This window comes from Enterobacter cloacae complex sp. P16RS2, from assembly GCF_014982155.1.
GTDB lineage: Bacteria > Pseudomonadota > Gammaproteobacteria > Enterobacterales > Enterobacteriaceae > Enterobacter > Enterobacter cloacae_M.
Genome location: NZ_JADCKW010000008.1, coordinates 114216 through 138195 on the forward strand (window position 1 = coordinate 114216; position 23980 = coordinate 138195).

The 23980-nt window shown below is 56.8% G+C and carries 22 protein-coding genes; 16 read left to right on the top strand and 6 right to left on the bottom strand.

Annotated elements, in window-relative coordinates:
* Positions 1-8: 8 nt before the first annotated feature.
* Genes INF68_RS04705 through INF68_RS04715 form a run of 3 tightly spaced genes read right to left on the bottom strand, consistent with a single transcriptional unit; the run spans position 9 to position 2999 of the window.
* Positions 9-1541: an ABC transporter substrate-binding protein gene (locus tag INF68_RS04705; RefSeq protein ID WP_126786907.1), complete on the bottom strand. Its 1533-nt coding sequence runs from the start codon at positions 1539-1541 to the stop codon at positions 9-11.
* A gap of 15 nt (positions 1542-1556) precedes the next feature.
* Positions 1557-2132 carry a D-alanyl-D-alanine dipeptidase gene (ddpX, locus tag INF68_RS04710; RefSeq protein ID WP_023311885.1) on the bottom strand — a complete coding sequence of 192 codons (576 nt, stop codon included), beginning with the start codon at positions 2130-2132 and terminating at the stop codon, positions 1557-1559.
* 12 nt (positions 2133-2144) lie between these two features.
* Complete coding sequence (locus INF68_RS04715; RefSeq protein WP_126786906.1) at positions 2145-2999, bottom strand: MurR/RpiR family transcriptional regulator; 855 nt, start codon at positions 2997-2999, stop codon at positions 2145-2147.
* Positions 3000-3265: 266 nt separating this feature from the next.
* Here INF68_RS04715 and INF68_RS04720 point away from each other — a divergent pair, with 266 nt between their 5' ends.
* The 8 genes from INF68_RS04720 to INF68_RS04755 all read left to right on the top strand — a co-directional run bounded on the left by INF68_RS04720 (position 3266) and on the right by INF68_RS04755 (position 14252).
* Positions 3266-4747, top strand: a complete 1482-nt coding sequence (locus INF68_RS04720; RefSeq protein ID WP_126786905.1) for a carboxylesterase — start codon at positions 3266-3268, stop codon at positions 4745-4747.
* A gap of 95 nt (positions 4748-4842) precedes the next feature.
* Entirely contained in the window at positions 4843-6054 is a 1212-nt protein-coding gene (locus INF68_RS04725; RefSeq protein WP_109844122.1) for a diguanylate phosphodiesterase, read from the top strand.
* Between the two features lie 88 nt (positions 6055-6142).
* The gene (locus tag INF68_RS04730) at positions 6143-7033 is read left to right on the top strand and encodes an aminoimidazole riboside kinase (RefSeq protein WP_126786904.1); all 891 of its coding nucleotides are present in this window, start codon (positions 6143-6145) and stop codon (positions 7031-7033) included.
* Between the two features lie 173 nt (positions 7034-7206).
* Positions 7207-8724: a carbohydrate porin gene (locus INF68_RS04735; RefSeq protein ID WP_193525270.1), complete on the top strand. Its 1518-nt coding sequence runs from the start codon at positions 7207-7209 to the stop codon at positions 8722-8724.
* Between the two features lie 66 nt (positions 8725-8790).
* The gene (locus INF68_RS04740) at positions 8791-10161 is read left to right on the top strand and encodes a sucrose-specific PTS transporter subunit IIBC (protein ID WP_032656958.1); all 1371 of its coding nucleotides are present in this window, start codon (positions 8791-8793) and stop codon (positions 10159-10161) included.
* Positions 10161-11567 carry a sucrose-6-phosphate hydrolase gene (locus INF68_RS04745; RefSeq protein WP_126786902.1) on the top strand — a complete coding sequence of 469 codons (1407 nt, stop codon included), beginning with the start codon at positions 10161-10163 and terminating at the stop codon, positions 11565-11567. Before INF68_RS04740 ends, INF68_RS04745 begins: the two co-directional genes overlap by 1 nt.
* Before the next feature lie 28 nt (positions 11568-11595).
* Positions 11596-12603, top strand: coding sequence for a LacI family DNA-binding transcriptional regulator (locus INF68_RS04750; protein ID WP_126328566.1), 1008 nt, complete (start codon positions 11596-11598; stop codon positions 12601-12603).
* A gap of 98 nt (positions 12604-12701) precedes the next feature.
* The gene (locus tag INF68_RS04755; RefSeq protein WP_126786901.1) at positions 12702-14252 is read left to right on the top strand and encodes a methyl-accepting chemotaxis protein; all 1551 of its coding nucleotides are present in this window, start codon (positions 12702-12704) and stop codon (positions 14250-14252) included.
* A 167-nt stretch (positions 14253-14419) separates the two neighbouring features.
* Here INF68_RS04755 and INF68_RS04760 read toward each other — a convergent pair whose 3' ends face one another.
* The gene (locus INF68_RS04760) at positions 14420-15211 is read right to left on the bottom strand and encodes a hypothetical protein (protein ID WP_109844127.1); all 792 of its coding nucleotides are present in this window, start codon (positions 15209-15211) and stop codon (positions 14420-14422) included.
* Between the two features lie 166 nt (positions 15212-15377).
* Between INF68_RS04760 and INF68_RS23190 the strand changes: the two genes are divergently transcribed.
* From INF68_RS23190 to dsbG, 7 genes are all read left to right on the top strand, one after another.
* The gene (locus tag INF68_RS23190) at positions 15378-15617 is read left to right on the top strand and encodes a hypothetical protein (RefSeq protein ID WP_045399879.1); all 240 of its coding nucleotides are present in this window, start codon (positions 15378-15380) and stop codon (positions 15615-15617) included.
* A 156-nt stretch (positions 15618-15773) separates the two neighbouring features.
* Positions 15774-16193: a hypothetical protein gene (locus INF68_RS04765; RefSeq protein ID WP_025756496.1), complete on the top strand. Its 420-nt coding sequence runs from the start codon at positions 15774-15776 to the stop codon at positions 16191-16193.
* Between the two features lie 5 nt (positions 16194-16198).
* Positions 16199-16759 (top strand): RNA polymerase sigma factor, encoded by a 561-nt coding sequence (locus tag INF68_RS04770; protein ID WP_023311872.1) that lies wholly within the window; start codon positions 16199-16201, stop codon positions 16757-16759.
* Positions 16760-16846: 87 nt separating this feature from the next.
* Entirely contained in the window at positions 16847-17215 is a 369-nt protein-coding gene (locus INF68_RS04775; RefSeq protein ID WP_023311871.1) for a hypothetical protein, read from the top strand.
* Positions 17216-17262: 47 nt separating this feature from the next.
* The gene (locus tag INF68_RS04780) at positions 17263-19287 is read left to right on the top strand and encodes a protein-disulfide reductase DsbD (protein WP_126786900.1); all 2025 of its coding nucleotides are present in this window, start codon (positions 17263-17265) and stop codon (positions 19285-19287) included.
* A 7-nt stretch (positions 19288-19294) separates the two neighbouring features.
* Positions 19295-19906, top strand: a complete 612-nt coding sequence (locus INF68_RS04785) for a DsbA family protein (protein ID WP_126786899.1) — start codon at positions 19295-19297, stop codon at positions 19904-19906.
* Positions 19907-19947: 41 nt separating this feature from the next.
* A complete protein-coding gene (gene dsbG, locus INF68_RS04790; protein WP_126786898.1) occupies positions 19948-20706 on the top strand; it encodes a thiol:disulfide interchange protein DsbG in 759 nt (252 codons plus the stop codon).
* 40 nt (positions 20707-20746) lie between these two features.
* Here the strand turns inward: dsbG and INF68_RS04795 are convergent, their stop codons facing one another.
* Positions 20747-22039, bottom strand: coding sequence for a glycoside hydrolase family 10 protein (locus tag INF68_RS04795; protein ID WP_126786897.1), 1293 nt, complete (start codon positions 22037-22039; stop codon positions 20747-20749).
* Positions 22040-22046: 7 nt separating this feature from the next.
* A complete protein-coding gene (locus tag INF68_RS04800) occupies positions 22047-22334 on the bottom strand; it encodes a VF530 family DNA-binding protein (RefSeq protein WP_045399853.1) in 288 nt (95 codons plus the stop codon).
* Positions 22335-22506: 172 nt separating this feature from the next.
* On the opposite strand from INF68_RS04800, the gene INF68_RS04805 reads away from it, so the two are divergent.
* The gene (locus INF68_RS04805) at positions 22507-23958 is read left to right on the top strand and encodes a hypothetical protein (protein WP_126786896.1); all 1452 of its coding nucleotides are present in this window, start codon (positions 22507-22509) and stop codon (positions 23956-23958) included.
* Positions 23959-23980: the final 22 nt, after the last annotated feature.

Here is a 23980-nt window from a genome sequence, read left to right on the forward strand (position 1 = left end):
GAGAACCGTTATTTGCTCATGGTGGCGATGTTGAACACCTGCTCGAGCATCGGATTAAAGGTGAAGCCTTTGACCTCTTTGTTCATCGCCAGCTGGTAGTTTTTCTGGAACAAATAAACGTAGGCCGCCTCGTCGATAACCACCTTTTGCGCCTGCTGATAATCTTTGGTGCGTTCCGCCTGGTCGGTGGTTTTCAGCGCAGCCTGCAGGAGCGAATCGACCTCTTTGTTCTCATAGAACGAACGGTTGCCCGGCAGCCCTTTTTTGTCCGATTCGAACCAGTAGTTCATGAACATGTACGGGTCGGCAAAGTCCGGGCTCCAGTTGCCGATGGCAATGTCGTAATCGCCTTTTCCGACGCGGTCGCGCATGGTCGCATTGGCCAGTTTTTCCAGCTTGACGCTAATGCCGATCTTGCCGAGGCTGGCCTGAGTGGAGAGGGCGATAGGCTCCCAGTTCGGATCGTTGTCCGAGTAGAGGAAGGTCAGGCTGGCGGGCTTGTCTTTGACCTTCTCCAGCACCGCTTTGGCTTTGGCCTCGTCAAAGCTGTACTGCATTGCCGTGGCGTCAAAGCCCCACATGCCTTCCGGGATCGGGCCGCGCATCTGCTTGCCGTTGCCGCTCAGGATGCCTTTCACCATGCCCTGGTAATCCGTCGCCCAGGAGATGGCCCGACGTAAATCCACCTGATTGAGCGGCGCTTTGCTGTTGTTGAGATAGAGGTAAGTCACGCGCAGGGACGGGTATTCCGCGACGGCGACTTTGCCTTCCTGCTTCAGGGCTGCGAGCTGATCGACCGGCAGGGAGTCGGCAATGTCCAGATCGCCGCGGGAAAGCTGCAGTCGGCGCGAGGCGCTCTCACCGATAATTTTCACCGATACGCGCTTAAAGTACGGCTTTTCACCCTGCCAGTGAGGGTTAGGGACCAGAATCAGCTGCTGGCCTTTCTGCCAGCTTTTCAGCATAAACGGCCCGGAACCGGCGGTGTTTTGCGCCAGAAAACCGCGCGCATCGTCCGCCGCATTGGCCTTCAGCACCGCCGGGTTAATGATGGACGCCCCGTCGTTTGCCAGCGTGTAGAGGAAAGGCGCGAAGGGCTGGCTGAGGGTGAACTTCACCGTATGGTCATCGACGGCATCTATTTTCAGATCTTTCGGGAAGGCTTCAGACGGCCCCTGGCCGAGCTTCAGCAGGCGCTCAAAGGAGAGTTTTACCGCCTCGGCGGTAACCGGCGTGCCGTCGGAAAATTTCGCGTTATCCGCCAGGGTAAAGGTCCACTCTTTCTGGTCTTCAGACGCCTTCCAGCCCGTCGACAGATCGCCTTCCACCTCGGTAGAGCCCGGCTTGTACTTGACCAGACGCTGGTAGGACGGATAGGTGACGGTCCAGTCGTTGTTATCAATGGTGATGGCAGGATCGAGCGTTTGCGGGTCGGCGGCTTTACCGATCGCCAGCATGTCTTTCGGAACGGCAGCCAGCGCCAGCGGGGCGCTCAGGGCCAGCGTGGCGGCGATCAGGGTCGAGACAAGCGATGTTTTCATGGCGGTGCTCCAGGTTTAAAGAGAAGTGTGCGTCAGGGGAAAACAGGCAAAACGGTCGTCAAGCAGCGGGTAGCTGGCGGCGTTCGGCAGTTCGAAGTGCCACCATTCGCTGCTGATACCGACAAAACCACCGCCGAACATGATGGCGTTCAACAGAAGACGGTTGCGCTGGGCGTGCGGCGGCACGGAGGGGTGATACGGATGCGAGCGGTCGTGCATTTCGTCAAAACCGGCACCCATATCCAGCACGGCGTTATGTTCATCCATCAGGGTGACGTCGATGGCCGTACCTCGGCTGTGATTGGAGCCAATCGCCACGTCGACCACGTATTCCGGGTTCGGGCAGGCATCCCACAGCTGGGCCTGCGCCTGCTGCGGCCGATAGGCGTCGTACACCACCAGCTTCAGCCCGGCCAGCGAGGCAATGCTGATGGCTTTTGCCAGCGCGGTGGCCGCGTCGGTATGCAGCAGGCACAGCGCCTCCTGATAGATCGGACGGCCGGTGATGTTGTCGGCGGTGGCGTACTTCAGATCGATATGCAGCGTGGGAAACGTCTTCGCCACATCAATCAGTTCACTCTCTTCGGGCATAGCTCCGCTCCTTTAGCGTTCGAATTGACCAAACTCTTGTTGTAATTGCCGGTTTACCGCCAGACGCGCCGGGAGAGCATCACCCAGCGCTTCCACTACGCCCGACAGCAGCAGGTTGAACAGACAGCTCACAGGGGCAAGCGAATCCCAGAAGTGACCGGTATCGGTTTTCACCTGCAGTAAATCAATCGGGTAATCCCTCGCCCACGGGCACCAGATGTCGGTGATTAAGGCCAGCGGAATGCCTTTCTCGCTGGCGACGCGGCAGTACTGGCGGGCCATCGAGGAGTAGGTGCGCGTATCGGTCAGCACGACGTACGGGTGCGAAAACCCCGAGTTGAGGGATTCCACCCAGCTGCCGGAAGCGCCCTCCGAATAGCTCACGCGCGGGCGGAGGTACTCAAGGTGGCTAAAGAAGGCGTTGGCAATCCCGCGCGTGGACTGGATCCCCAGCACAAACACCGCATCGGCGCGGGCGAGGTTGTGCACCACCTGACGGAAGGCGTCCGTTTGCGCCAGCTGGTACACCTGCGTGATGGCATCCACTTCCAGCGACAGGGCGTGCTGAAGGCGGCTGGAAAGAGGGCGCTGCTGCTGCCAGGAGTCCAGCCGCTCGTTCATGCCCCAGGGCTGATACGGATCGCGCAGGCTCTTTTTGGCATCCTCCAGGTTGCGATACCCCAGCTTGCGCAGGAAGCGTCCGACGGTAATTCCGCTGGTCCCGCTCGCCTGACCGATGCTCTCCGCTGTTTCAAACGGGATTTGCGCCGCGTGCGCCAGCAGCCAGCTTCCGACCCGCTTTTCGCTGGGCGTGAGCTGGCTGAACGTCGCTTCGATACGGCTCAACATCTCAGGTTTCGTCGTCATACCGCCTCGCTGTTAACAGACTGTCAAAGGCCGAATTTTTGTTACCTGGTTAACAATGCATGACGCGTGCCAAGTTCACAGGACGGGTGAAACCCGCTGTATAGTAAACTTCATGCAATATTTGTTTAACCAATGATCAACATTTGTGCAGCGTAGTTCACTTTTGGTGCACTGTCTGACGCGGCAGGTATGAATTTGGTGAATACGTCAGTCCGTTCACATTTTTGATAAGATAGATGTACTGTGAATATAAAAGGGATCCCGGCATGGCAAATTTGCCCTGGCGAGTCAGCGTGCGCCTGATGGCGCTTGCAAAGAAAATAGGGATGGTCGTTGGGATCGTACTGGTCGTCCTGCTGGCGGTTCGGGTCTATCTCTCGCAGCAGGGACCGGAACTGCACCTCTGGCATACCTGGCGGGCCGATGAGATGTCCGTGCGCGAGATGGATAACGCCGATTTTGCCGGGTATATCGCCCGGGAAAACGCCATTTTCGCCGATCTTGATAATGCGGTGACGGCGAAAACAGAGGGCGAGGAACGTACGCCGTTAAACCGCTATTACCGCCAGAGCCTGGTATGGCCGGGACAGTTTACGCCCGATGCCAACCGCTCCTTTGTGCTGATGCCTGCCGGAAAGCCGCGCGGCGCGGTGGTGCTGCTGCACGGTCTGACGGACTCGCCTTATAGCGTCCGGCGCCTTGCGGTGAACTATCAACAGCACGGCTTTGTGGCCGTGGTCCCGCGCCTGCCCGGGCACGGCACCGCGCCCGGCGCGCTGACGGACGTTGACTGGGAGATGTGGCTCGCGGCGACGCGTCTTGCGGTGCGGGAGGCCACGCGTCTGGCGGGCGAGGCTGCGCCTCTGCATCTGGTGGGCTACTCCAACGGCGGGGCGCTGGCGATGAAGTATGCCCTCGATGCGCTGGACGCGCCTTCGCTGCGTAAACCGCAGCAGGTGATACTCCTCTCACCTATGATTGGCGTGACGGCCTTTGCGCGGTTTGCCGGTTTCGCCGGGTTACCGGCGCTGCTGCCGGCGTTTGCCAAAGCGGCGTGGCTGAATATCTCTCCGGAATATAACCCGTACAAATATAACTCGTTCCCGGTGAACGCTGCCCGCCAGTCATGGCTTCTGACGAAGGCTCTGCAGGAGCAAATCGGCCGCGAGGCGCGGGAGAACAGGCTGGCGAATTTGCCGCCGATCCTGGCGTTCCAGTCGGTCATGGATTCCACGGTCAGCACCCGCGCGGTGGTGACCGGCCTGTTTGACCAGCTTCCGGCAAACGGCAGCGAGCTGGTGGTGTTTGACATCAATCAGGCAGCCAGCTTCCGTCCGCTGTTCAAACCGTCGTCGTGGACGGCAACTTCGGCGCTGCTGCCGGTTGCGCAGAGGCGTTACGGTGTCACGATTATTACCAATGCCAGCGAGCACAGTTTCTCGACGGTGGCGAAGATCACTCCGGCAGGCAGCACCCGGGAGACGGTCGTGCCGCTTGCGCAGGCCTGGCCGCAGGATGTCTATTCCCTGTCGCATATTGCGGTGCCGTTCCCCCCGGATGACGATCTCTATGGCCGTGAGCCTGGGATGAAAAACCGCTACGGCATCAGCCTGGGGACAATTGCGCTATGGGGCGAAACGTCAGTGTTGAGCGTCGGAAAAGAGGCGCTGATGCGGGTCACCTCGAACCCGTTCTACGACTATATGCAGGAGAGGATCGACAGCCGGATTGGCGATGGGGAAAAGTAACGTTCCCCTGTGGTGTGAATATGTTAGGTTGCATTGATTAAGTATGTTAAATAGTAGCTTCAAGGCACCACTCTTTCTCATCGGAACCCATTTTTGTGCTGACGACTCTGATTTACCGAAGCCAGTTGAATTTATCCCGCCCCTCCACCGAGCTGCGGGAACTGGTGGAGCGCGCCCGGATCCGCAATGCCAGTCTGAATATCACCGGGGTTCTGCTTGCAAAAGGCAGTGACGTGCTGCAAATACTCGAAGGGTCGGAAGAGAGCGTGCTTAAGCTGTTCCATAAAATCCGTGACGACAAGCGGCACAGTGGAGTGGTGGAGCTGATGCGGGACTATGGCCCGCGCAGACGCTTCGAAAACGTCGGTATGCTGCTGTTCGATCTGCAGACGCAGTCACCGAAAGAGGTGCTGCAGTCGGTTCTGAATTACAGCAAGCTGGAAAGCTATCTCACATCCGATGACCGGGTGTTCAAATTTATCCAGACGTTTATCACAGGCAAACGTCCGGCCCTGTCGGGTGCACGCTACGTACCTGAAAAATGGACGCTTTCATCCGAAGCGTTGCCCTTTGGCGAACACCTGGGGCTGATGGCCAACCAAACCTGTCAGTTTGCGCTCCAGCCCATCGTTGAGCCCTCGGAAGGGAAGATCAGTTCGCTTGAAGCCCTTATTCGCGGCAACGAAGGCGGCAGCCCGGAGCATTTCTTCAGCGCCCTCGACCCGGACAAAATCTACGAAGTCGATCTCCAGACGAAAGCGTATGCCTTTGCTCTCGCGGAAAAGCTGGGCATTGGCAGCCATAAGATTGCGGTAAATCTGCTGCCGATGTCGCTGGTGAATGTCCCCAACGCTGTGGAATTCCTGGTCAGCGAGATAAAAAAACATGACCTTCAGCCGGAGCAGGTGGTCATTGAAGTGACGGAAAACGAGATGATCTCCGGCTTCAACCAGTTTAATAGCGCCATCAAGCAGCTTCGCGGTGAGGGGATTGGCCTGGCGATCGATGATTTCGGTTCCGGCTATGCCGGTCTTTCGCTGCTGACCCGCTTTCAGCCGGATAAAATTAAGATTGACCGGGAGATAGTCAGCGATATCCACCTCAGCGGCCCGAAGCAGGCGATTGTGCGTTCCATCGTCAGCTGTTGCTCCGATCTCGAAATTACCCTGGTGGCGGAAGGGATCGAGAAGATAGAGGAGTGGTGCTGGCTCGAGTCTGCCGGGATCCGCCGCTTCCAGGGCTTTCTGTTTGCCCGCCCGCAGCTTAATGGCGTCGGTGATATTCACTGGCCACATCTGGTGCGTTAGCCAATTTTCCTCCCGCGTTATTTCCCCTTCGCCTTGCCTGTGCTTAAATAGCTAAAACGGTTTAATATTGTTTAGCTGCGAGGAAAGCATGAAAAAAATCTGGGTACTTGGCGATGCGGTAGTGGATTTGCTGCCCGATGGAGAAGGCAGATTGCTGCAGTGTCCCGGCGGCGCACCGGCAAACGTTGCGGTCGGTATTGCCCGGCTGGGCGGCCAGAGCGCCTTTATCGGTAGGGTTGGCGACGATCCCTTCGGGCGCTTTATGGCGAAAACTCTCGCTGACGAAAAGGTTGACGTGAAGTCTATGCGCCTTGACCCGGCGCACCGCACCTCAACGGTGGTGGTCGATCTCGACGACCACGGCGAACGCTCGTTTACCTTTATGGTGCGCCCGAGCGCCGATCTGTTTCTCGAATCCTCCGATCTGCCGACGTTCAGCGCCGGAGAGTGGCTGCACGTCTGTTCCATCGCGTTAAGCGCAGAGCCGAGCCGCTCCGCGACGTTTGAGGCGATGGCCGCCATTCGCGAGGCGGGCGGCTATGTCAGCTTCGACCCCAATATTCGCCCGGATCTCTGGCCGGATGAGAACGCGCTGCGCCGCTGCCTGGGGCTGGCCCTGCAGAGCGCCGACGTGGTGAAACTCTCCGTTGAAGAACTGGCGTTTTTAACCGGAGATGTCGAGGTTAACGTCGGTCTGGACGCGCTGATGGCGCGCTGCCCGGCGCGTCTGGTGCTGGTCACCCAGGGAAAAGAGGGGGTGATCGCCTGGCATGACGGCGCCGTGGAGCACTATCCGGCAACGCCCGTTGAGTGTGTCGATACCACCGGCGCGGGCGATGCTTTCGTGGCGGGGCTGCTCTACGGGCTGGCTGCCGGGCAGGACCTGACGCCGGTCATCGCCTTAGCCCAGCGCTGCGGCGCATTAGCCACCACGGCCAAAGGGGCGATGACTGCATTGCCCTGGCAGCACGATCTGTAATTCCTTCCTCCACTGGCCGCCATCCGGCGGCCTGAATTGTCGCCTCGATCACACTTACTAAAACGGTTTAGCAAAAAAGATTGCCGATCCAAAATTCAGAGGTTTAGTATCAGCAACCTAAACCGGTTTAGCAATTTAGCACTTTTAATGACTTCTTTTAGGAATGCGACAAAATGTATAAAAAACGCAGACTTGCCGTGATGATAGGCATGCTGGCCGGAAGTACCTCTGTTTTTGCCCAAACGGATATGACAAGTATCGAAGCGCGTCTTGCCGCGATGGAGCTGCGCCTCCAGGCGGCGGAAACGCGTGCGCAGGTGGCTGAGAAACGCGCCACGGATGCGGAACAAAAAACGCAGCAGCTGGTTGCCGCGCAGCAGCAGACGCAAACGACAGCCCAGGCGGTGGCGCAGCGCACCACCGCGCTGGAGAAGAAGGCGGATCAAAGCAGCGGGTTTGAGTTCCACGGCTACGCCCGTTCGGGCCTGCTGATGAACGATGCGGCCTCCAGCAGCAAAAGCGGTCCTTATCTGACCCCGGCCGGAGAAACCGGCGGCGCGGTAGGGCGTCTGGGTAACGAAGCCGACACCTACGTCGAGCTGAACCTGGAGCACAAGCAAACTCTGGATAACGGCGCCACCACGCGCTTTAAAGCGATGCTCGCCGACGGTCAGAGAACCTATAACGACTGGTCAGCCGATACAAGCGATCTCAATATTCGCCAGGCCTTCGCGGAGCTGGGTAACCTGCCTGATTTTACCGGCGCGCTGAAGGGCAGCACCTTCTGGGCGGGTAAACGCTTCGACCGCGACAACTTTGATATTCACTGGCTGGACTCCGACGTGGTGTTCCTCGCCGGTACCGGCGGCGGCGTCTATGACGTGAAGTGGAACGATTCGCTGCGCAGCAACTTCTCCATCTACGGACGCAACTTTGGCAGCGTGGAGCAGACCGACAACAACGTTCAGAACTATATCCTCAGCATGAACCACTTCGCCGGCCCGTTCCAGCTGATGGTGAGCGGCCTGCGGGCGAAGGATAACGACGACCGTAAAGACACCAACGGCGATCTCATCAAAACCGACGCCGCCAATACCGGCGTTCATGCCCTGGTCGGGTTGCACAACGAGAGCTTCTACGGCCTGCGGGAAGGGACAGCCAAAACGGCGCTGCTGTACGGTCACGGGCTGGGTGCGGAAGTGAAAAGCATCGGTTCCGACGGCGCGCTGCTGTCTGAGGCGGATACCTGGCGCTTCGCAAGTTACGGTGTCACGCCTGTCGGCGGCGGCTGGAGCGTTGCGCCCGCCGTGCTGGCGCAGAGCAGTAAAGATCGCTACGTCAAGGGCGACAGCTATGAGTGGGTGACGCTCAACACCCGCCTGATTAAAGAGGTGACGCAGAACTTCGCCCTGGCGTTTGAGGGAAGCTATCAGTACATGGATTTAAATCCGGAAGGCTATAAGGACCGCAACGCCGTCAACGGCAGTTTCTACAAGCTGACCTTTGCGCCGACGTTAAAAGCGAGCAAAATCGGCGATTTCTTCAGCCGTCCGGAGCTGCGTCTGTTTGCCACCTGGATGGACTGGAGCAGCAAACTGGATCATTACGCCAGCGATGATGCCTTTGGCAGCAGCGGCTTCAACGCCGGCGGGGAATGGAACTTTGGGGTCCAGATGGAAACCTGGTTTTAACCCATCACGCTCCCGCTTTGCGGGAGCGTTTCGCACATCATAAAAAGAAGTCAGGCAGAGGTATCTATGGATTTTAATCAAATCGCCCGCGAGCTTATTCCGCTGCTCGGTGGCAAGGAAAATATCGCCAGCGCGGCGCACTGCGCAACGCGTCTTCGTCTGGTGCTGGTCGATGACGCGCTTGCCGATCAGCAGGCGATCGGCAAGGTCGACGGCGTAAAAGGCTGTTTTCGTAACGCCGGACAGATGCAGGTGATTTTTGGCACGGGCGTGGTCAACAAGGTCTACGCCGCGTTTATTCAGGCGGCGGGGATTAGCGAATCCAGCAAGTCGGAGGCCGCGGACCTGGCGGCGCGCAAGCTGAACCCGTTCCAGCGCATTGCCCGTCTGCTCTCAAACATCTTTGTCCCGATCATTCCCGCGATTGTGGCCTCCGGCCTGCTGATGGGCCTGCTCGGCATGGTGAAAACCTACGGCTGGGTCAATGCGGATAACGCTCTCTACATCATGCTGGACATGTGCAGCTCCGCGGCGTTTATCATTCTGCCTATTCTGATCGGCTTTACCGCCGCGCGGGAATTTGGCGGTAACCCGTATCTCGGCGCGACGCTGGGCGGCATTCTGACGCACCCGGCGCTGACCAACGCCTGGGGCGTGGCCTCCGGCTTCCACACCATGAACTTCTTCGGCCTTGAGATCGCGATGATTGGCTATCAGGGCACTGTGTTCCCGGTGCTGCTGGCCGTCTGGTTTATGAGCATCGTGGAGAAAAATCTGCGCCGCGCGATCCCGGACGCGTTAGATCTGATCCTGACGCCGTTCCTCACCGTCGTTATCTCCGGCTTTATCGCCTTGCTGATTATCGGCCCGGCGGGGCGCGCCCTGGGCGACGGCATCTCCTTTATCCTGAGCACGTTAATTGAACACGCGGGCTGGCTAGCCGGGCTGCTGTTCGGTGGGCTTTACTCGGTGATTGTGATCACCGGTATTCACCACAGCTTCCACGCGATTGAAGCCGGTCTGCTGGGCAACCCGTCGATTGGCGTGAACTTCCTGCTGCCGATCTGGGCCATGGCGAACGTGGCGCAGGGCGGCGCCTGTCTGGCGGTGTGGTTCAAAACCAAAGATGCCAAAATCAAAGCCATTACCTTACCGTCGGCGTTTTCTGCGATGCTGGGCATCACCGAAGCGGCTATTTTTGGTATCAACCTGCGCTTCGTGAAACCGTTTATCGCCGCGCTAATCGGCGGCGCGGTGGGCGGGGCCTGGGTGGTATCTGTTCATGTTTACATGACCGCCGTTGGGTTGACCGCGATTCCGGGGATGGCCATCGTGCAGGCCAGCTCGCTGCTGAACTATATTATCGGCATGGTGATTGCCTTCGGCGTGGCGTTCACCGTCTCACTGCTGCTGAAATATAAAACGGATTCTGAATAATGACGTTACCTTCCCGCTGGCCTGCGATCCTGCAGGCCGTTATGAAAGGTCAGCCGCGGGCGCTGGCGGATAGCCACTATCCGCAGTGGCACCCCGCGCCGGTGACGGGGCTGATGAACGATCCCAACGGGTTCATCTGGTTTGCCGGGCGCTACCACCTGTTCTATCAGTGGAACCCGCTGGACTGCGAGCATCGGTTTAAATGCTGGGGGCACTGGAGCTCTGCGGACCTGGTGCACTGGCAGCATGAGCCGCTGGCGCTGATGCCGGATGAAGAGTATGACCGCAACGGCTGCTACTCCGGTAGCGCCGTGGACAATCACGGCGTTCTGACCCTGTGCTACACCGGCAACGTCAAGTTCGATGACGGCAGCCGCACGGCCTGGCAGTGCCTCGCCGTGGAACAGCCGGACGGGACCTTTAAGAAGCTGGGGCCGGTGCTGGCGCTGCCGGAAGGCTACACCGGCCACGTGCGCGACCCGAAGGTGTGGCAGCACGACGGGATGTGGTACATGGTGCTCGGCGCGCAGGATCTGCAAAAGCGCGGCAAGGTGCTGCTGTTTACATCAGCCGATTTGCACGCCTGGACGTCCTGCGGGGAAATCGCCGGTCACGGCGTCAACGGCCTGACGGACGCGGGGTATATGTGGGAGTGTCCGGACCTGTTCGCCCTCGACGGAACGCACGTCCTGATCAGCTGTCCGCAGGGGCTGGCGCGCGAGCCGCATCGCTATCTCAACACCTATCCGGCGACCTGGATGAGCGGGGCGTTTGACTATGAAAACGCCGCGTTCGATCACGGCGAGCTGCACGAGCTGGACGCGGGCTTTGAGTTTTACGCACCCCAAACGACCCTGGCGGAGGACGGACGACGCATTCTGATCGGCTGGATGGGCGTACCGGACGGGGAAGAGATGCTTCAGCCAACCCGGACACACGGCTGGATGCACCAGATGACCTGCCCGCGCGAATTACGCTATCGCGACGGCAGGCTCTGGCAGACCCCGGCTCGCGAGCTGGCGGCGCTGCGTGAAGATGAACAGTGCTGGCAGGGGCGCGCCAGCGAGGCACCGGACCTGGACGCGACGCGGCTGGAGTTTGAGCTGAGCGCATCGCAGGTGAATGTCGATTTTGGCGGCGCGCTGCGTCTCATGGTCGATGAGCAGGGTATACGTCTTGAACGCGCGAGCCTGAAAACCGGTGAAACGTTGACCCGCTACTGGCAGGGCGACGTCACTCACTTATGCGTTCTCTGCGACCGCTCCAGCGTTGAAATCTTCATCAATCACGGTGAAGGGGTAATGAGCAGCCGCTATTTTCCTGACCATCCGGCCCGGGTGCGATTCGAAGGTGCGTCCGATATCACATTACGCTACTGGTCGCTGCGCGCCTGCATGATAGAATGAGGGTTTTGGCAGCCGGATCTAAGTCGTTGTGAGAAAAACAAAACGCGTCACCATTAAAGACATCGCGGAGCTGGCGGGGGTGTCAAAAGCCACCGCCAGCCTGGTCCTGAACGGGCGTAGCAAAGAGCTTCGCGTGGCGGAGGAGACGCGCGAGCGCGTGCTGGCGATTGCAAAAGAGCACCACTATCAGCCCAGCATTCACGCCCGGTCGCTGCGCGATAACCGCAGCCACACCGTTGGTCTGGTGGTTCCGGAGATCACCAACTACGGTTTTGCCGTGTTTTCTCACGAGCTGGAAACGCTGTGCCGCGAGGCGGGGGTTCAGCTGCTGATCTCCTGCAGCGATGAAAACCCGGGGCAGGAGACGGTGGTGGTGAACAACATGGTGGCGCGTCAGGTGGACGGGCTGATTGTGGCCTCCAGCATGCTCAACGATGCGGACTACCACAAGCTGAGCGAGCAGCTGCCCGTTGTCCTGTTTGACCGCCACATCAACGACAGCGCGCTGCCGCTGGTGATCACCGACTCCATTACCCCGACGGCGGAACTGGTGGCGGACATTGCGCGCCAGCATCCGGATGAATTCTACTTCCTCGGCGGCCAGCCCCGTTTATCCCCGACGCGCGACCGCCTGGAAGGCTTTAAGCAAGGGCTGCGTGAGGCCGGTGTGGCGCTGCGCCCCGAGTGGATCATTCACGGCAACTATCACCCGAGCTCCGGATACGAGATGTTTGCTGAACTCTGCGCCCGCCTGGGGCGCCCGCCGAAAGCGCTTTTCGCCGCCGCCTGCGGGCTGCTGGAAGGGGTGCTGCGCTATATGGGCCAGCACAACCTGTTGCAAAGTGATATCAGGTTAGCCAGTTTTGACGATCACTATCTCTACGATTCGCTGACGATCCCGGTGGATACGATTCGTCAGGATAACCGCCAGCTGGCGTGGCACTGCTTTGATTTGATTAGCAAACTGATCGAGGGAGAGACCCCGGAACCGTTGCAACGCAAGCTGGCTGCCACCCTGCAGCGGCGCTATAAGTGAGCAATATAGCTCGGACCGATACATCAATAACTTTAATTAATTTAAGTTTTGGAAGAGCCGATAACCATAAGGAATAATTCTCCTTGAGGTATTGGTTTATGTCGTTGAAAAAGTCGTCCCTGATCGTTCTGCTCTCGCTGCTTTTCTTCTTTGTTGTCAGCACCGTGACCAGCGTTGGCCTCATCATTAAAAGTAATAATTCCCTGGATAACGTCAACAAAGAGATCCAGGTTGTGCTGTCCATTATTGACCCCATCAACCACAGCCGTACGCTGCGCGTGCGGGTGATGGAGTATGTGAAGATGGTGGAAGCGGGCAACTCGGCAGACGGGGCTGCAAAGCTAACCGCCGTGAAAGAGGCGCTGACCAAAGCGGACCACGCCTTTGCGGCCTTTATGGCTTCGCCGCGTCTGACGGATGAAGCGCCGCTGGTGACTGCCTATCAGGACGCCTGGCAAAACTACCGCAACCAGGGGCTGGCGCCGCTGATCGATGCCGCCGAGGCGCACGATGTGGCCAAATTTAACGCGCTGATCCCGGAAGTCTCCCGCCTCGACCGCCAGTACGAGATCGTTCTCGACCAGGTCCTTTCCGTCCACCAGAAATACGCCAAAAGCCTGAACGAGGATGCGAGCAGCAATTTCGTCTCTGGCCTGGCGATCATTGCCGCTATCGCCAGCCTGTTTGTGGTGGTGATTGTCGCCGTCAGCCTGCTGATGAAGCGCTTTGTCTTTGCGCCGGTAAACCTGGCGCGCGAGCACTGCAGCCAGATTGCGGCGGGCAAGCTGGACGTTCCGGTACCGGTCAAGGGGAGCGCACATAACGAAATCGATCATCTTATGAGCTCAATGGAGCAGATGCGTCAGGCGCTGCTGGCGACCATCGCCCAGGTGCGCGATGCGAGCCATACCGTAACGCACGCGGCGCAGGAGATTGCCTCCGGGAATATCGACCTGGCGTCACGTACCGAACAGCAGGCTTCCGCGTTGACCCAGACGGCGGCCAGCATGGAAGAGCTGAGCGCGACGGTGGCGAACAATACCGACAACGTTTATCAGGCCGGAAAGCTGGTGCAGGACGCGGTGAAAAATGCCCACACCGGTGAAGCGGTGACCCGTGAAGTGATCGACACGATGAACACCATCGCGGCGAACTCGAAGCGCATCGAAGACATTACCAGCGTGATTAACAGCATCGCCTTCCAGACCAACATTCTGGCGCTGAACGCTGCGGTTGAAGCGGCGCGCGCCGGTACGCAGGGTCGCGGCTTTGCGGTCGTGGCCAGCGAGGTACGCACCCTGGCGCAGAAAAGCGCGGTGGCGGCGAAGGACATCGAGAGCCTGATTGCGCAGTCGGTTTCCAGCGTGAAAAACGGCGCGGAGCTGGTTAGCCGCTCAGGCGAGGTGATTGACTCGATTATTTCGTCAGTGAATAAAGTGAATACGCTGATGGAGCAGATCTCCGTCGCCTCCGAAGAGCAGAGCCGCGGGATCGGCCAGGTCGGACAGGCGGTGACCGAGATGGACGGCGTCACCCAGCAGAACGCCGCGCTGGTGCAGCAGTCCGCCGCGGCAGCGGCATCGCTGGAAGAGCAGGCGCAGCAGCTTTCGCGGAGTATTTCGAGTTTTAGGTTGCCGGTGCAGGCTTGATGGTATCAGGCGAGGCTCCCTCTGGAGCCTCGCCGTTTACTACCTCCACTAATGGACATCTCAGAAAATGCATGGAGTTATAACGGGTACACTTACAGTCGCAATACCCCCTTACAGAGCCATTATCGAAAGCTACCTTTCTGTGAAAGGCGGCTTTATACTTTTATCTATGAACTTTGATTTTGCATCGATAATTTATAATTTACGACATGAGTGCTGGCGCGATTGAATTGGTATAATGAAAATCCCCACAAAACGCTAGTGATACAATAAATGTAAGAAATAAGCCTTAGCGTATTTTTCCTGCTATTTACGGACTGGATTTCTTTTTCAAGCCACCATTTATACGACAGTCTATCATCAAGTAGCTTCGTGCATGCTATAGAGAACATTGAGTCCTTAGCGATTGAGTTCGGGATATTCTTGCAATCCTCTTTACTATGAACGGCGGCGTTATCAATGGATCTGTCAAGTGATGTTATGATCAGCTTTTCTTTAGAAAGGTAATAACTAAATTCCTTATAGTCGATTTTTACGAATCCATCTACAATCTTGGTTTGCTCAATCCATGCATAATTCCCCATGATAAATATAACCAGTCCCATTAGATAGGATAAGATTAATTTCTTTTTCGACATCTTTATGGTGATGTCTCCCCATGAACTGGTAAATAAAAACCATGATGGTTTTAGTACCCCCTCATTTAACCCTCTTTGTATTAGTCTTGCGTCGTTTAAATTGGTGGTGTTAATTCCATTGGTTATTTTGAATAGTTGGATATCAAACCATTTGTCATCAAGTTTTTTCATTCTTGCATCTGAGTAACCAATTGCCAGATAGCGAAAGACAAATCTTAGTAAATTAGACATTCCATATGCTCTATTCACAATCACGATAAATACAGCGACATAGATAAAGTAAATTATAAAATCCTTATTTTTAAAGTTTTCAAAGAACATTTTGGCGCCTCAATATTAGGTGGTAATTCATAAATCGGCAGTTGTTAGCAAAACTTTAATGCCTCGGGCGGTCTGCAATTAATTAATTTTGTGACATTTTATACAACCTTGCATTATCATTACCTTATTATCAGTGATCATGATTGAGAAAGGGGCAACAACGAAAATGGGAAAGCGCAAGAGTGCTCTGGTTTATGTCCTGACCGTCATTATATTTCTGCTTATTATTCCTGAGATCATTTTGCGTGTATGCACGTCCGAGCAACTTGGCCGTATCAGCGACTTCACCAGTTTAGGTGGCTTGTTAAATCCACTATTATCCTTGCTTATCTTCCTGGCACTGGTGTCAATCATACTGGCCGTTATTGCTATCGCACTGGTTAAGCGAATTCTTCGTACGAGATGATTTGCCTGCAAGCGACTCATAGCGCCCGCCAGCCGTTACCGCTATGAGTCCAAATCGTCAGCCCAAAAATTTTTATTCCCCCCAGCAATATTTCCATCCCTCATCCGTCTACCTCATCACAAGCCATAATCAGTTACTGTAAACGAGGTAAACACCATGAGAGATTTTGAAATGCACGGCAGAGGTCACGGGCGCGGATTCGGTCGCCACCGTATGGGTAAGGGCTTAGTCATCGGCGCGGTGATTTTCATCGTGCTCGGCCTGCTGGTGATGTCCTTGTGGAACGCCTTGCTCCCGGCCATTCTCGGCGTTAAGGCTATTGGCTTCTGGCAGGCGCTGGGCATTCTGGTGCTGAGCCGCATTCTGTTTGGCGGGTTAGGTTTCCGCCCGGGGATGTTTGGCGCGCACCGCCGGATGCACGAGCGCTGGATGAACATGACGCCCGAACAGCGCGAGGCGTTTATTCAGCAGCGCCGCGAAGGTTTTGGTCGCCACGGTCGCGGCCACTGCGGCTGGCACGGTCATCGTGACGATAAGCGCGACGACGCCACGCCAAAAGCGCCGGAAGCAGAGTGAGCGAAATGAAAGCCGGGGAGGCGGGCGGATCCATGCTGATGTCGGCGCTCAATGCCTGCCGCGCCCGGCTGACAGCCTTCATTCGCGGACGGACCTCCGTTCGCGATGATGCCGACGACATTTTGCAGGAAGTCACCTATCAGCTGATGAAAGTGGAGCAGCCGGTCGAAAACGTCGCCGCCTGGCTGTTCCGCGCGGCGCGTAACGAGATGACCGACCGGGCGCGTAAAAAGCGCGAGGTGTCGCTCTCCGGTTATTTTACGGGCGAAGACGACGACGGTTTCCCGGAGGACGAGCTGGCCGAAACCCTGTTCGGCGTACCGCACACGCCGGAAGAGGAGTACCTCAAAACGCTGCTGTGGGAAGAGCTTGGGCAGGCGCTGTCTGAACTCCCGCCGCCGCAGCGCGAGGTGTTTGAAAAGACCGAACTCCACGGCTACAGCATTAAAATGCTGGCAGAGGAGACGGGCGCCAGCGAGCAGGCGCTGTTATCCCGCAAGCACAAGGCGGTGCTGTTTCTGCGCACGCGGCTGCGGGACGTCTATGACGCGCTGACGGGCGAATAGCGGCGACAGACAAAACCTTACACTTCCGGCACTTGTAGATTCATCACTATCGTTTATGATCGGGGCGTCTTGTCACTCTGGAACGTTATGCGCAACCGTCAGCTCCTCGGAAAATGGCTTTTGATTATCACCTGTCTCGCGATGGCGCTTTGCCTCGTGCAGCGTGCGGTGATGCTCAACCATTTTTTACAGGGGCTGGATCCGCAGATTTCTCTGAGTGCTGATGCCCCAACGCAAACCAGCACCGAACAGCCCGGCCCGTCGCCTTGCCAACTTGGCGCACACTCGCTGCTTTGCGCCCAGCCGCTGTTCTTCGACGGCGCGCTACCGGCCATTATTATCTTCTTCGCGCTGCTGCAGCTGTTTACGCAAGGGCGGGCATTGGCTCCCGCAGAACAGCCCGTTCAGGCACCGCCTCCCCGAATACACCTGAAAAACTGCGTTTTCCGTGAATGAAAATCATCGTCCTCACACGATAATTTTCACTGTTCACGGAGTAAAACATGGTTAACCTCTTCAGGGGATTCGTCTTCCTGTGGCTGTCCTGCATCGGCATTGTCCATGCGGCAGACACCAGCTGGCAGGTTTCCCCACAAAACGATCACGCTCGCATCCGCTTTCAGGCGGAGAGGGAGCAAACGCACGTTAAAGGCCTGCTCACCGTTGAGCTAAAGCCCGGCTGGAAAACCTACTGGCGATCGCCGGGCGAGGGCGGCGTCGCGCCAAAAATCAGCTGGCCGGAAGGCGTAACGGATAGCTGGTCCTGGCCGGTCCCGTCGCGCTTCGATATCTCCGGCATGACCACGCAGGGCTATCACGATAAGGTCGCTATCCCGATTACGCTCGACGGGGTGAAGGGCGACACGCTCGACGGGACGCTCACGCTCTCGACGTGCAGTAATGTCTGCCTGCTGACGGACTACCCGCTGCATCTCGATTTTACCCAGCCGGTGGACGAGGGCTTCCGCAGCGAGTTCGAGCAGGCGATGCGTGCCGTGCCCGGTACGTCAGGCGTATCCGCGGATCTCTCCGCCTGGCTCGCTGGCGACAAGCTGGTGATTACCGGCACGACGGACGGGAAGTGGGATAACCCGGGGATCTACTTTGACCCGCTGGAGGGTGACATTCTTCCCGGCGAGCCGGTCATCAAACACGACGGCAATACGCTTCGGGTGACGGTACCCGTGACCGACGAATGGGGAGACAAGCCCGCCTCGCTGGAGGGCAAGAGGCTGTCGTTTGTGCTGACCAGTGGCGGTCACGCGCAGCAAACCACCATGAGCGTTGGCGCGACGCCCGTAGCGCCCTCTGCGCCTGAAGGGACGGGCAAAATGGTGCTCTTTGCGCTGCTGGGCGGGCTGATCCTCAACCTGATGCCCTGCGTGCTGCCGGTCATGGGGATGAAGCTTAACAGCATCCTGCTGGCGGGATCGGACAGGCACGCCATCAGGCTGCGCTTTCTGGCCACCAGCGCCGGGATCCTCACCTCCTTTATGCTGCTGGCGGGAATGGTGACCGCGCTGAAGCTGGCCGGGGCGTCGCTGGGGTGGGGCATTCAGTTCCAGAACCCGTGGTTTATCGGCCTGATGGTCGCCGTCACCTTCCTGTTTGCGCTGAACCTTTTTGGCGTGTTTGAGATGCTGCTGCCTTCCGCCGCTACGGGACGGTTGGCTACGGCAGGTGGCGCGGGGATTGGCGGCAGCTTCTGCGAAGGGATGTTCGCCACGCTGCTGGCGACGCCGTGCTCCGCGCCGTTCCTCGGTACGGCGGTCGCCTTTGCCCTTGGCGCACCACTGCACTCCCTGTGGCTGAGCTTCCTGATGCTCGGCGTGGGCATGAGCCTGCCGTGGCTGTTTGTCGCTCTGGTGCCGAAAACGGCCATGCTGCTGCCGAAACCCGGCCGCTGGATGAATACGCTAAAAGTCGTTCTGGGCCTGATGATGCTCGCCTCCAGCCTGTGGCTGGCGACATTGTTAAGCGTGCATCTGGGCGAGGCGGTCAGCCAGATTGTGATGCTGGTGCTCATCGCCGTCGCGCTCGCGCTGTTAGCCCTGAAGGGGCAAAAATCCTCACCGCTGTTCTGGCTCGTGATTATCGCGCTGTCGGCGCTCGGCGGGTATCAGGCGCGCGGGCTGCTTAACGCGCCGCCTGACGCTCCGGCGCAGAATGCCGCTCAGTCCATCCCGTGGCAGCCGCTCAGCGAGGAGGCCATCCAGCAGGCGCTGGCGCAGGGGAAGCGGGTGTTTGTGGATATCTCGGCGGACTGGTGCGTGACCTGCAAAGTTAACGAGCATCGGGTGCTGAATCAGCCGGACGTCATTGCCGCGCTGCGCCAGCCGGACGTGGTGGCCCTGCGCGGAGACTGGAGCCAGCCGTCCGCGTTTATCGCGGATTTTCTGGCGAAGCGAAACCGTTACGCTATTCCGTTTAACGCGGTGTATGGCCCCGGCCTGTCTGACGGCGAAATCCTCTCGCCGCTGCTGGACAAGCGCACCCTCATCACCACCCTGAACAACGCAAAAGGCTAACTGTGTTATGAAAAAAATCCTTATTACGCTTCTGCTCCTGCTGGCCCCGGTTCAGGTGTTCGCTGCCCAGCCGCTGACGCCGGACCAGGAGCAGCGTGCGCAGAAGATGATCGCTGATTTCCTGTTTAACGATCCGAACTCCCCGCGCATCGGCGCGAAAAACCCAAAGCTCACCCTGGTGGTGTTTACCGACTACAACTGTCCGTACTGTAAAAAATTCGATCCGTACCTTGAGAAGATCGTCGAAAAGCATCCGGACGTCGCGGTGGTCTTTAAGTTTTTACCTTTCCGCTCGGAAAGTTCGCTGACCGCGGCGCGGGATGCGTTAACCCTCTGGCGTCAGGATCCGGGGCAGTTTATGAAGCTTAACCACACTCTGATGGCGAAGAAGGGCTACCACGATGACGCCAGCATTCAGGAGGCGCAGAGGCGGGCGGGCGTGAGCGTCACGACGCCGGATGACGAGAGCCTGATGACGATCAAGCGCAGCCTGATCGTCGCGGAAAAAATGGGGATCCAGGGCACGCCCGCCACGCTCATCGGCGAGGGATTGCTGCCCGGCTGGGTGCCGTTTGAACAGTTCGACGAAATGGTCAGTGACGCACTGAAAAACCGCTAACCTGAAGGGGGCGGAATGCCCCCGACAAACCGGAGAGGGAAATGAAAAAATTACTGTTACTTTCAGCGCTGGCGACGTCAGGGCTGGCGCAGGCGGCTGAAGCCATACCGGACGTGGTGAAGCACTTCGGCGAGCAGCAGAACATTCAAATCATCAAGAAGCTGGATGCGCCCGGCGGCGCGCCCGCCTGGCTTGGGCAGTATCAGGACATGGGCGTGACGCTCTTTTTAACCCCGGACGGCAAGCACGTCATTTCAGGCTATCTTTATGATGACAAAGGGAAGAACCTCAGCGAAGGCTATTTCCAGAAAGAGATCTACGCCCCGATGGGACGCGAAATGTGGAAGAACCTCAACGCGGCGCATCCCCTGAAGGAAGGGGCGGATAACGCCCCGCGTAAAGTCTTTGTATTTGCCGATCCGTTCTGTCCGTACTGCAAGCAGTTCTGGGCCGAAGCGCAGCCGTGGGTGAAGGCGGGCGAGGTGCAGCTCAACACGCTGCTGGTGGCGTTTCTCAACCCCAACAGCGGGCGTAACGCCTCGGCGATTCTGAATGCGAAAGATCCGGTTTCGGCGTGGCGCGAATACGAGCTTTCCGGTGGGAAAAAATTACCGAAGCCAGAGGGCGAGGCTTCCCGTGAGACGGTTGAGATCCTGCAGAAGCACCAGACGCTGATGGACAGCCTGGGCGCTAACGCCACGCCGGCCATTTACTATCTGAATGCGGAAAATGAGCTGCAGCAGGTGGTCGGTATGCCGGATGCGCAGCAGCTTGAGGCGATGTTCGGGCCGAAGCCGTAAAAAAACAGGCAGAAACGGGGCGTTTCTGCCTGATAGTGACTTAGCTTCCCCAGCGTCCTTTCAGGTAGTTCACCGCCTGCTGCGTCTGCGGCTGGTTCAGGTAATCTTCCCGGAACAGGATGGTGCCGTTCACGTTGGGCAGCGAATCGTTGAGATCTAGCTGCTTTTTCAGCTCCGGCACGCCGCCCTGAACCGTCCAGTCCGGTTCGTTTCTCGACGGCTCGCCCACCTTGTAGAACGCAATGCCGATATACAGGCGAGTGTGGGTCGGCTTAACGACGTCGGCCCACCATTTGGTCAGCACGTCGTAGCGCGCGGCGTCCCGGGAGAAGGGCCAGTAAATCTGCGGAGCGATGTAGTCGAGCAGGCCCTGCTGAACCCACTGACGCGTATCGGCGTAGGATTCATCGTAGGCCGCGGCGCCGCGGGTGTCCGAGCCTGCCGGGTCAAAGGAGCGGTTACGCCACACGCCCGCCGGGCTGACGCCAAACTCAACGTCGGGCTTAGTCTGTTTAATCGCGCGGGAAACCTGGACGATCAGCTGCTGCGTGTTGTGTCTACGCCAGTCGGCCTTTGAGGCAAATCCCTGGCCGTATTGCCGCCAGGTCTGCGAATCATTGAGCGCGGACCCCGGAGATTCGGCGTAAAAGTAATCATCGAACTGCACGCCGTCTACCGCGTAATTCGCCACCACTTCGGTCACCACTTTGGTTATCCAGTCGCGCACTTCCGGAATGCCGGGGTCGAGAACAAAGCGGTCGCCCGAGATGCGCACCCACTCAGGGTGCTGGACATAGACGCTGGACGGGGTCTGATAGGAAGTCCGGTTCAGGGCGGCGATGGTTGACGGTTTGGTGTTGGTCGACACGCGGTACGGGTTGAACCAGGCATGGACCTTCATGCCGCGCTTGTGCGCTTCATCCAGCATAAACTGCAGCGGATCGTATCCCGGATATTCGCCGATGTTGCCCGTCAGCATATCCGACCACGGCAAAATTTTTGATGACCAGAGGGCCGTGCTGTCCGGCTTCACCTGGAAAAACACCGTGTTAATACCGAGGTGCTTAAGGTTGTCGAGCTTGCTTATCAGCGCCTGCTTCTGCATCGCGATGCGCTGATCGGCGCTGCGGCCGTTCACCGAGGCCACCGGCGGCCAGTCGAGACGAGAGACGGTTGCCAGCCAGATCCCGCGCATCGGCTCGTTTGCCTGCTGCGTCGGTTTACTGACGTTGGGGAGAGGGGTAACCAGTGATTTGGGTGGTTTTGAGGAGCAGCTCACAAGTAAAAGCGCGCAGGCAGCCAGCGCACCAATCCGTTTTACGTGTCGCGTCATTTGCGTATTAGCTCTTGATAATCCGACTGTTGGCCCAGGGATTAAAGGCGGGCTCCGCCTGTTCTGTGCTTACCTCATCGTTGAGGGAGTCCAGATACAGGGCTTCCACTTCCGCGCGGGCCCACGGGGTGCGGCGCAGAAATTTCAGGCTCGATTTAACGCTGGGATCTTTTCTGAAACAGTTAATTTTGATTCGGTCGCCCAGTTCGCTCCAGCCATATTTTGCCACCAGGGCATTGACCATCATCTCCAGCGTTACGCCATGCAAAGGATCTTTGGAAATATGTGCAGTCATAGGTGTCCGGATGTCTCAATGTTTGTGGGGGCAGGGTTACCGGTGAAAGGGTACAAGAAAGTGGAGGAAGCGGCAACAAACCTACCTTATTTGAGCGTCAAGAATTTTACCCAGAACGGTATAATAAAGATTGTTCACTAACCTACTATTTGCGTTCAGGGAAAAACAGAGTATGGAAAAAAATGGGAACGTCTTTACCTGGTTTGAGGTTTCGGCGCAGTCCGTGATTAAAAGAGATAACAAAAAAAAAGAAATTGATGCAATAAAAGCAAGCAATAAGGAAAAAGGGATCACAAAAAGAATTCTGTATCCCTCCTACGAAATTGTCTGCATTGATTATGATCCACAGGGGGACATGGAGGATCCAGAGAAACGGCTCATAGCCGAAACGTCTCTGCTTGCAACCCCTGGGGCACTGGAATGTGGATATTCGCAGTGTATTGACTGGAAGGCTGACGGTATTTTAGATGAAGGAATTTATAAGCGGATTGGCTTCTACACACGTACCAGATTAAGACTTGCCGGGTCATGCATTGAAATAAGCGATGGCAAGGCCTTCAAAATGCGAAAGTTTTACCAGTGTATCGAGTCTTCCGAAAAATCCACCCTATCATTTATTCTCGGCGGTTTTTTCTGCTATCAGTCGGCAAATTACTGGCTTAAGTCCAGACATGAGCAGATAAAACATTTTATTCACGCGGGGCTAATTAAGAAAGCCTCTTTGCAGTTTTACCCGGATGAAGATAAACGAAAAACGCCAGATTATCTTATCGAGACCCAAGAGGGGAAATGGCATGTTTTTGAAAGTAAAGGGGGCGAACATACTTCACGATGGCAGAGAATAGAAGAGGCGGTCGCACAATTAGACAGCGTTACTCAGATTGTCCGCAAAAGTGGAACGCCTGAAAAAATCATTACCTTCGTCTGTACTCATACGTCGATCGATGCAGATAAGGATATTACTATCGACGTTGTTGATCCTGTTCCGGAGCGCGCGCGACCCCTTATTATCAATCCCGATATTTGCGTCCTTCTCTCAAAGCTAACATTAATCAGTCTTTTCGATACGCTGTCTATCATTAAAACAAGCCGTTTACAAAAGCTAACCGGAATGGATGACTGGGTATTCGTGTATGCGCCAGAATATGACAACATTAACTTTGGCATTTCAGGAATGTGCTTAGGTTTTAAGAGAAAATTAAAGTTAAGACTTGGGGTATACCTTCTGATAAAAGAGATAGTCGATCTTAATCTTGCCAAAGATAAGATCGGTGTAAGTATCGCAGAAGTTAAAGAAAAACTCACTGCATCACTTTCTTCTCAAGTAAAAATACGCAGAGTAATTGGTGCCTTAACTCCCTTTATGCGAAGAAAAATATCCCACGAAAATTACGGTGATTACTTTAATGCATTATCGGAATATCTAGCACTTCCAAAACTAACAAAAAAAATCCTGGAGGAAGAGACACGATTAGTTAATGATTTACCGGAAATCATTAAGAAACACCGCTCGCCATGGGGTGGACTAACTCGCAAGGCTCCGTTACCGGGCAATGACGATCCCTGGGCACTGGCGCATATCAATAAACAGAAAAAGCTGCGGATGAAACCCAAAAACCGATAAGGGTATAACGATAAAGGCCACA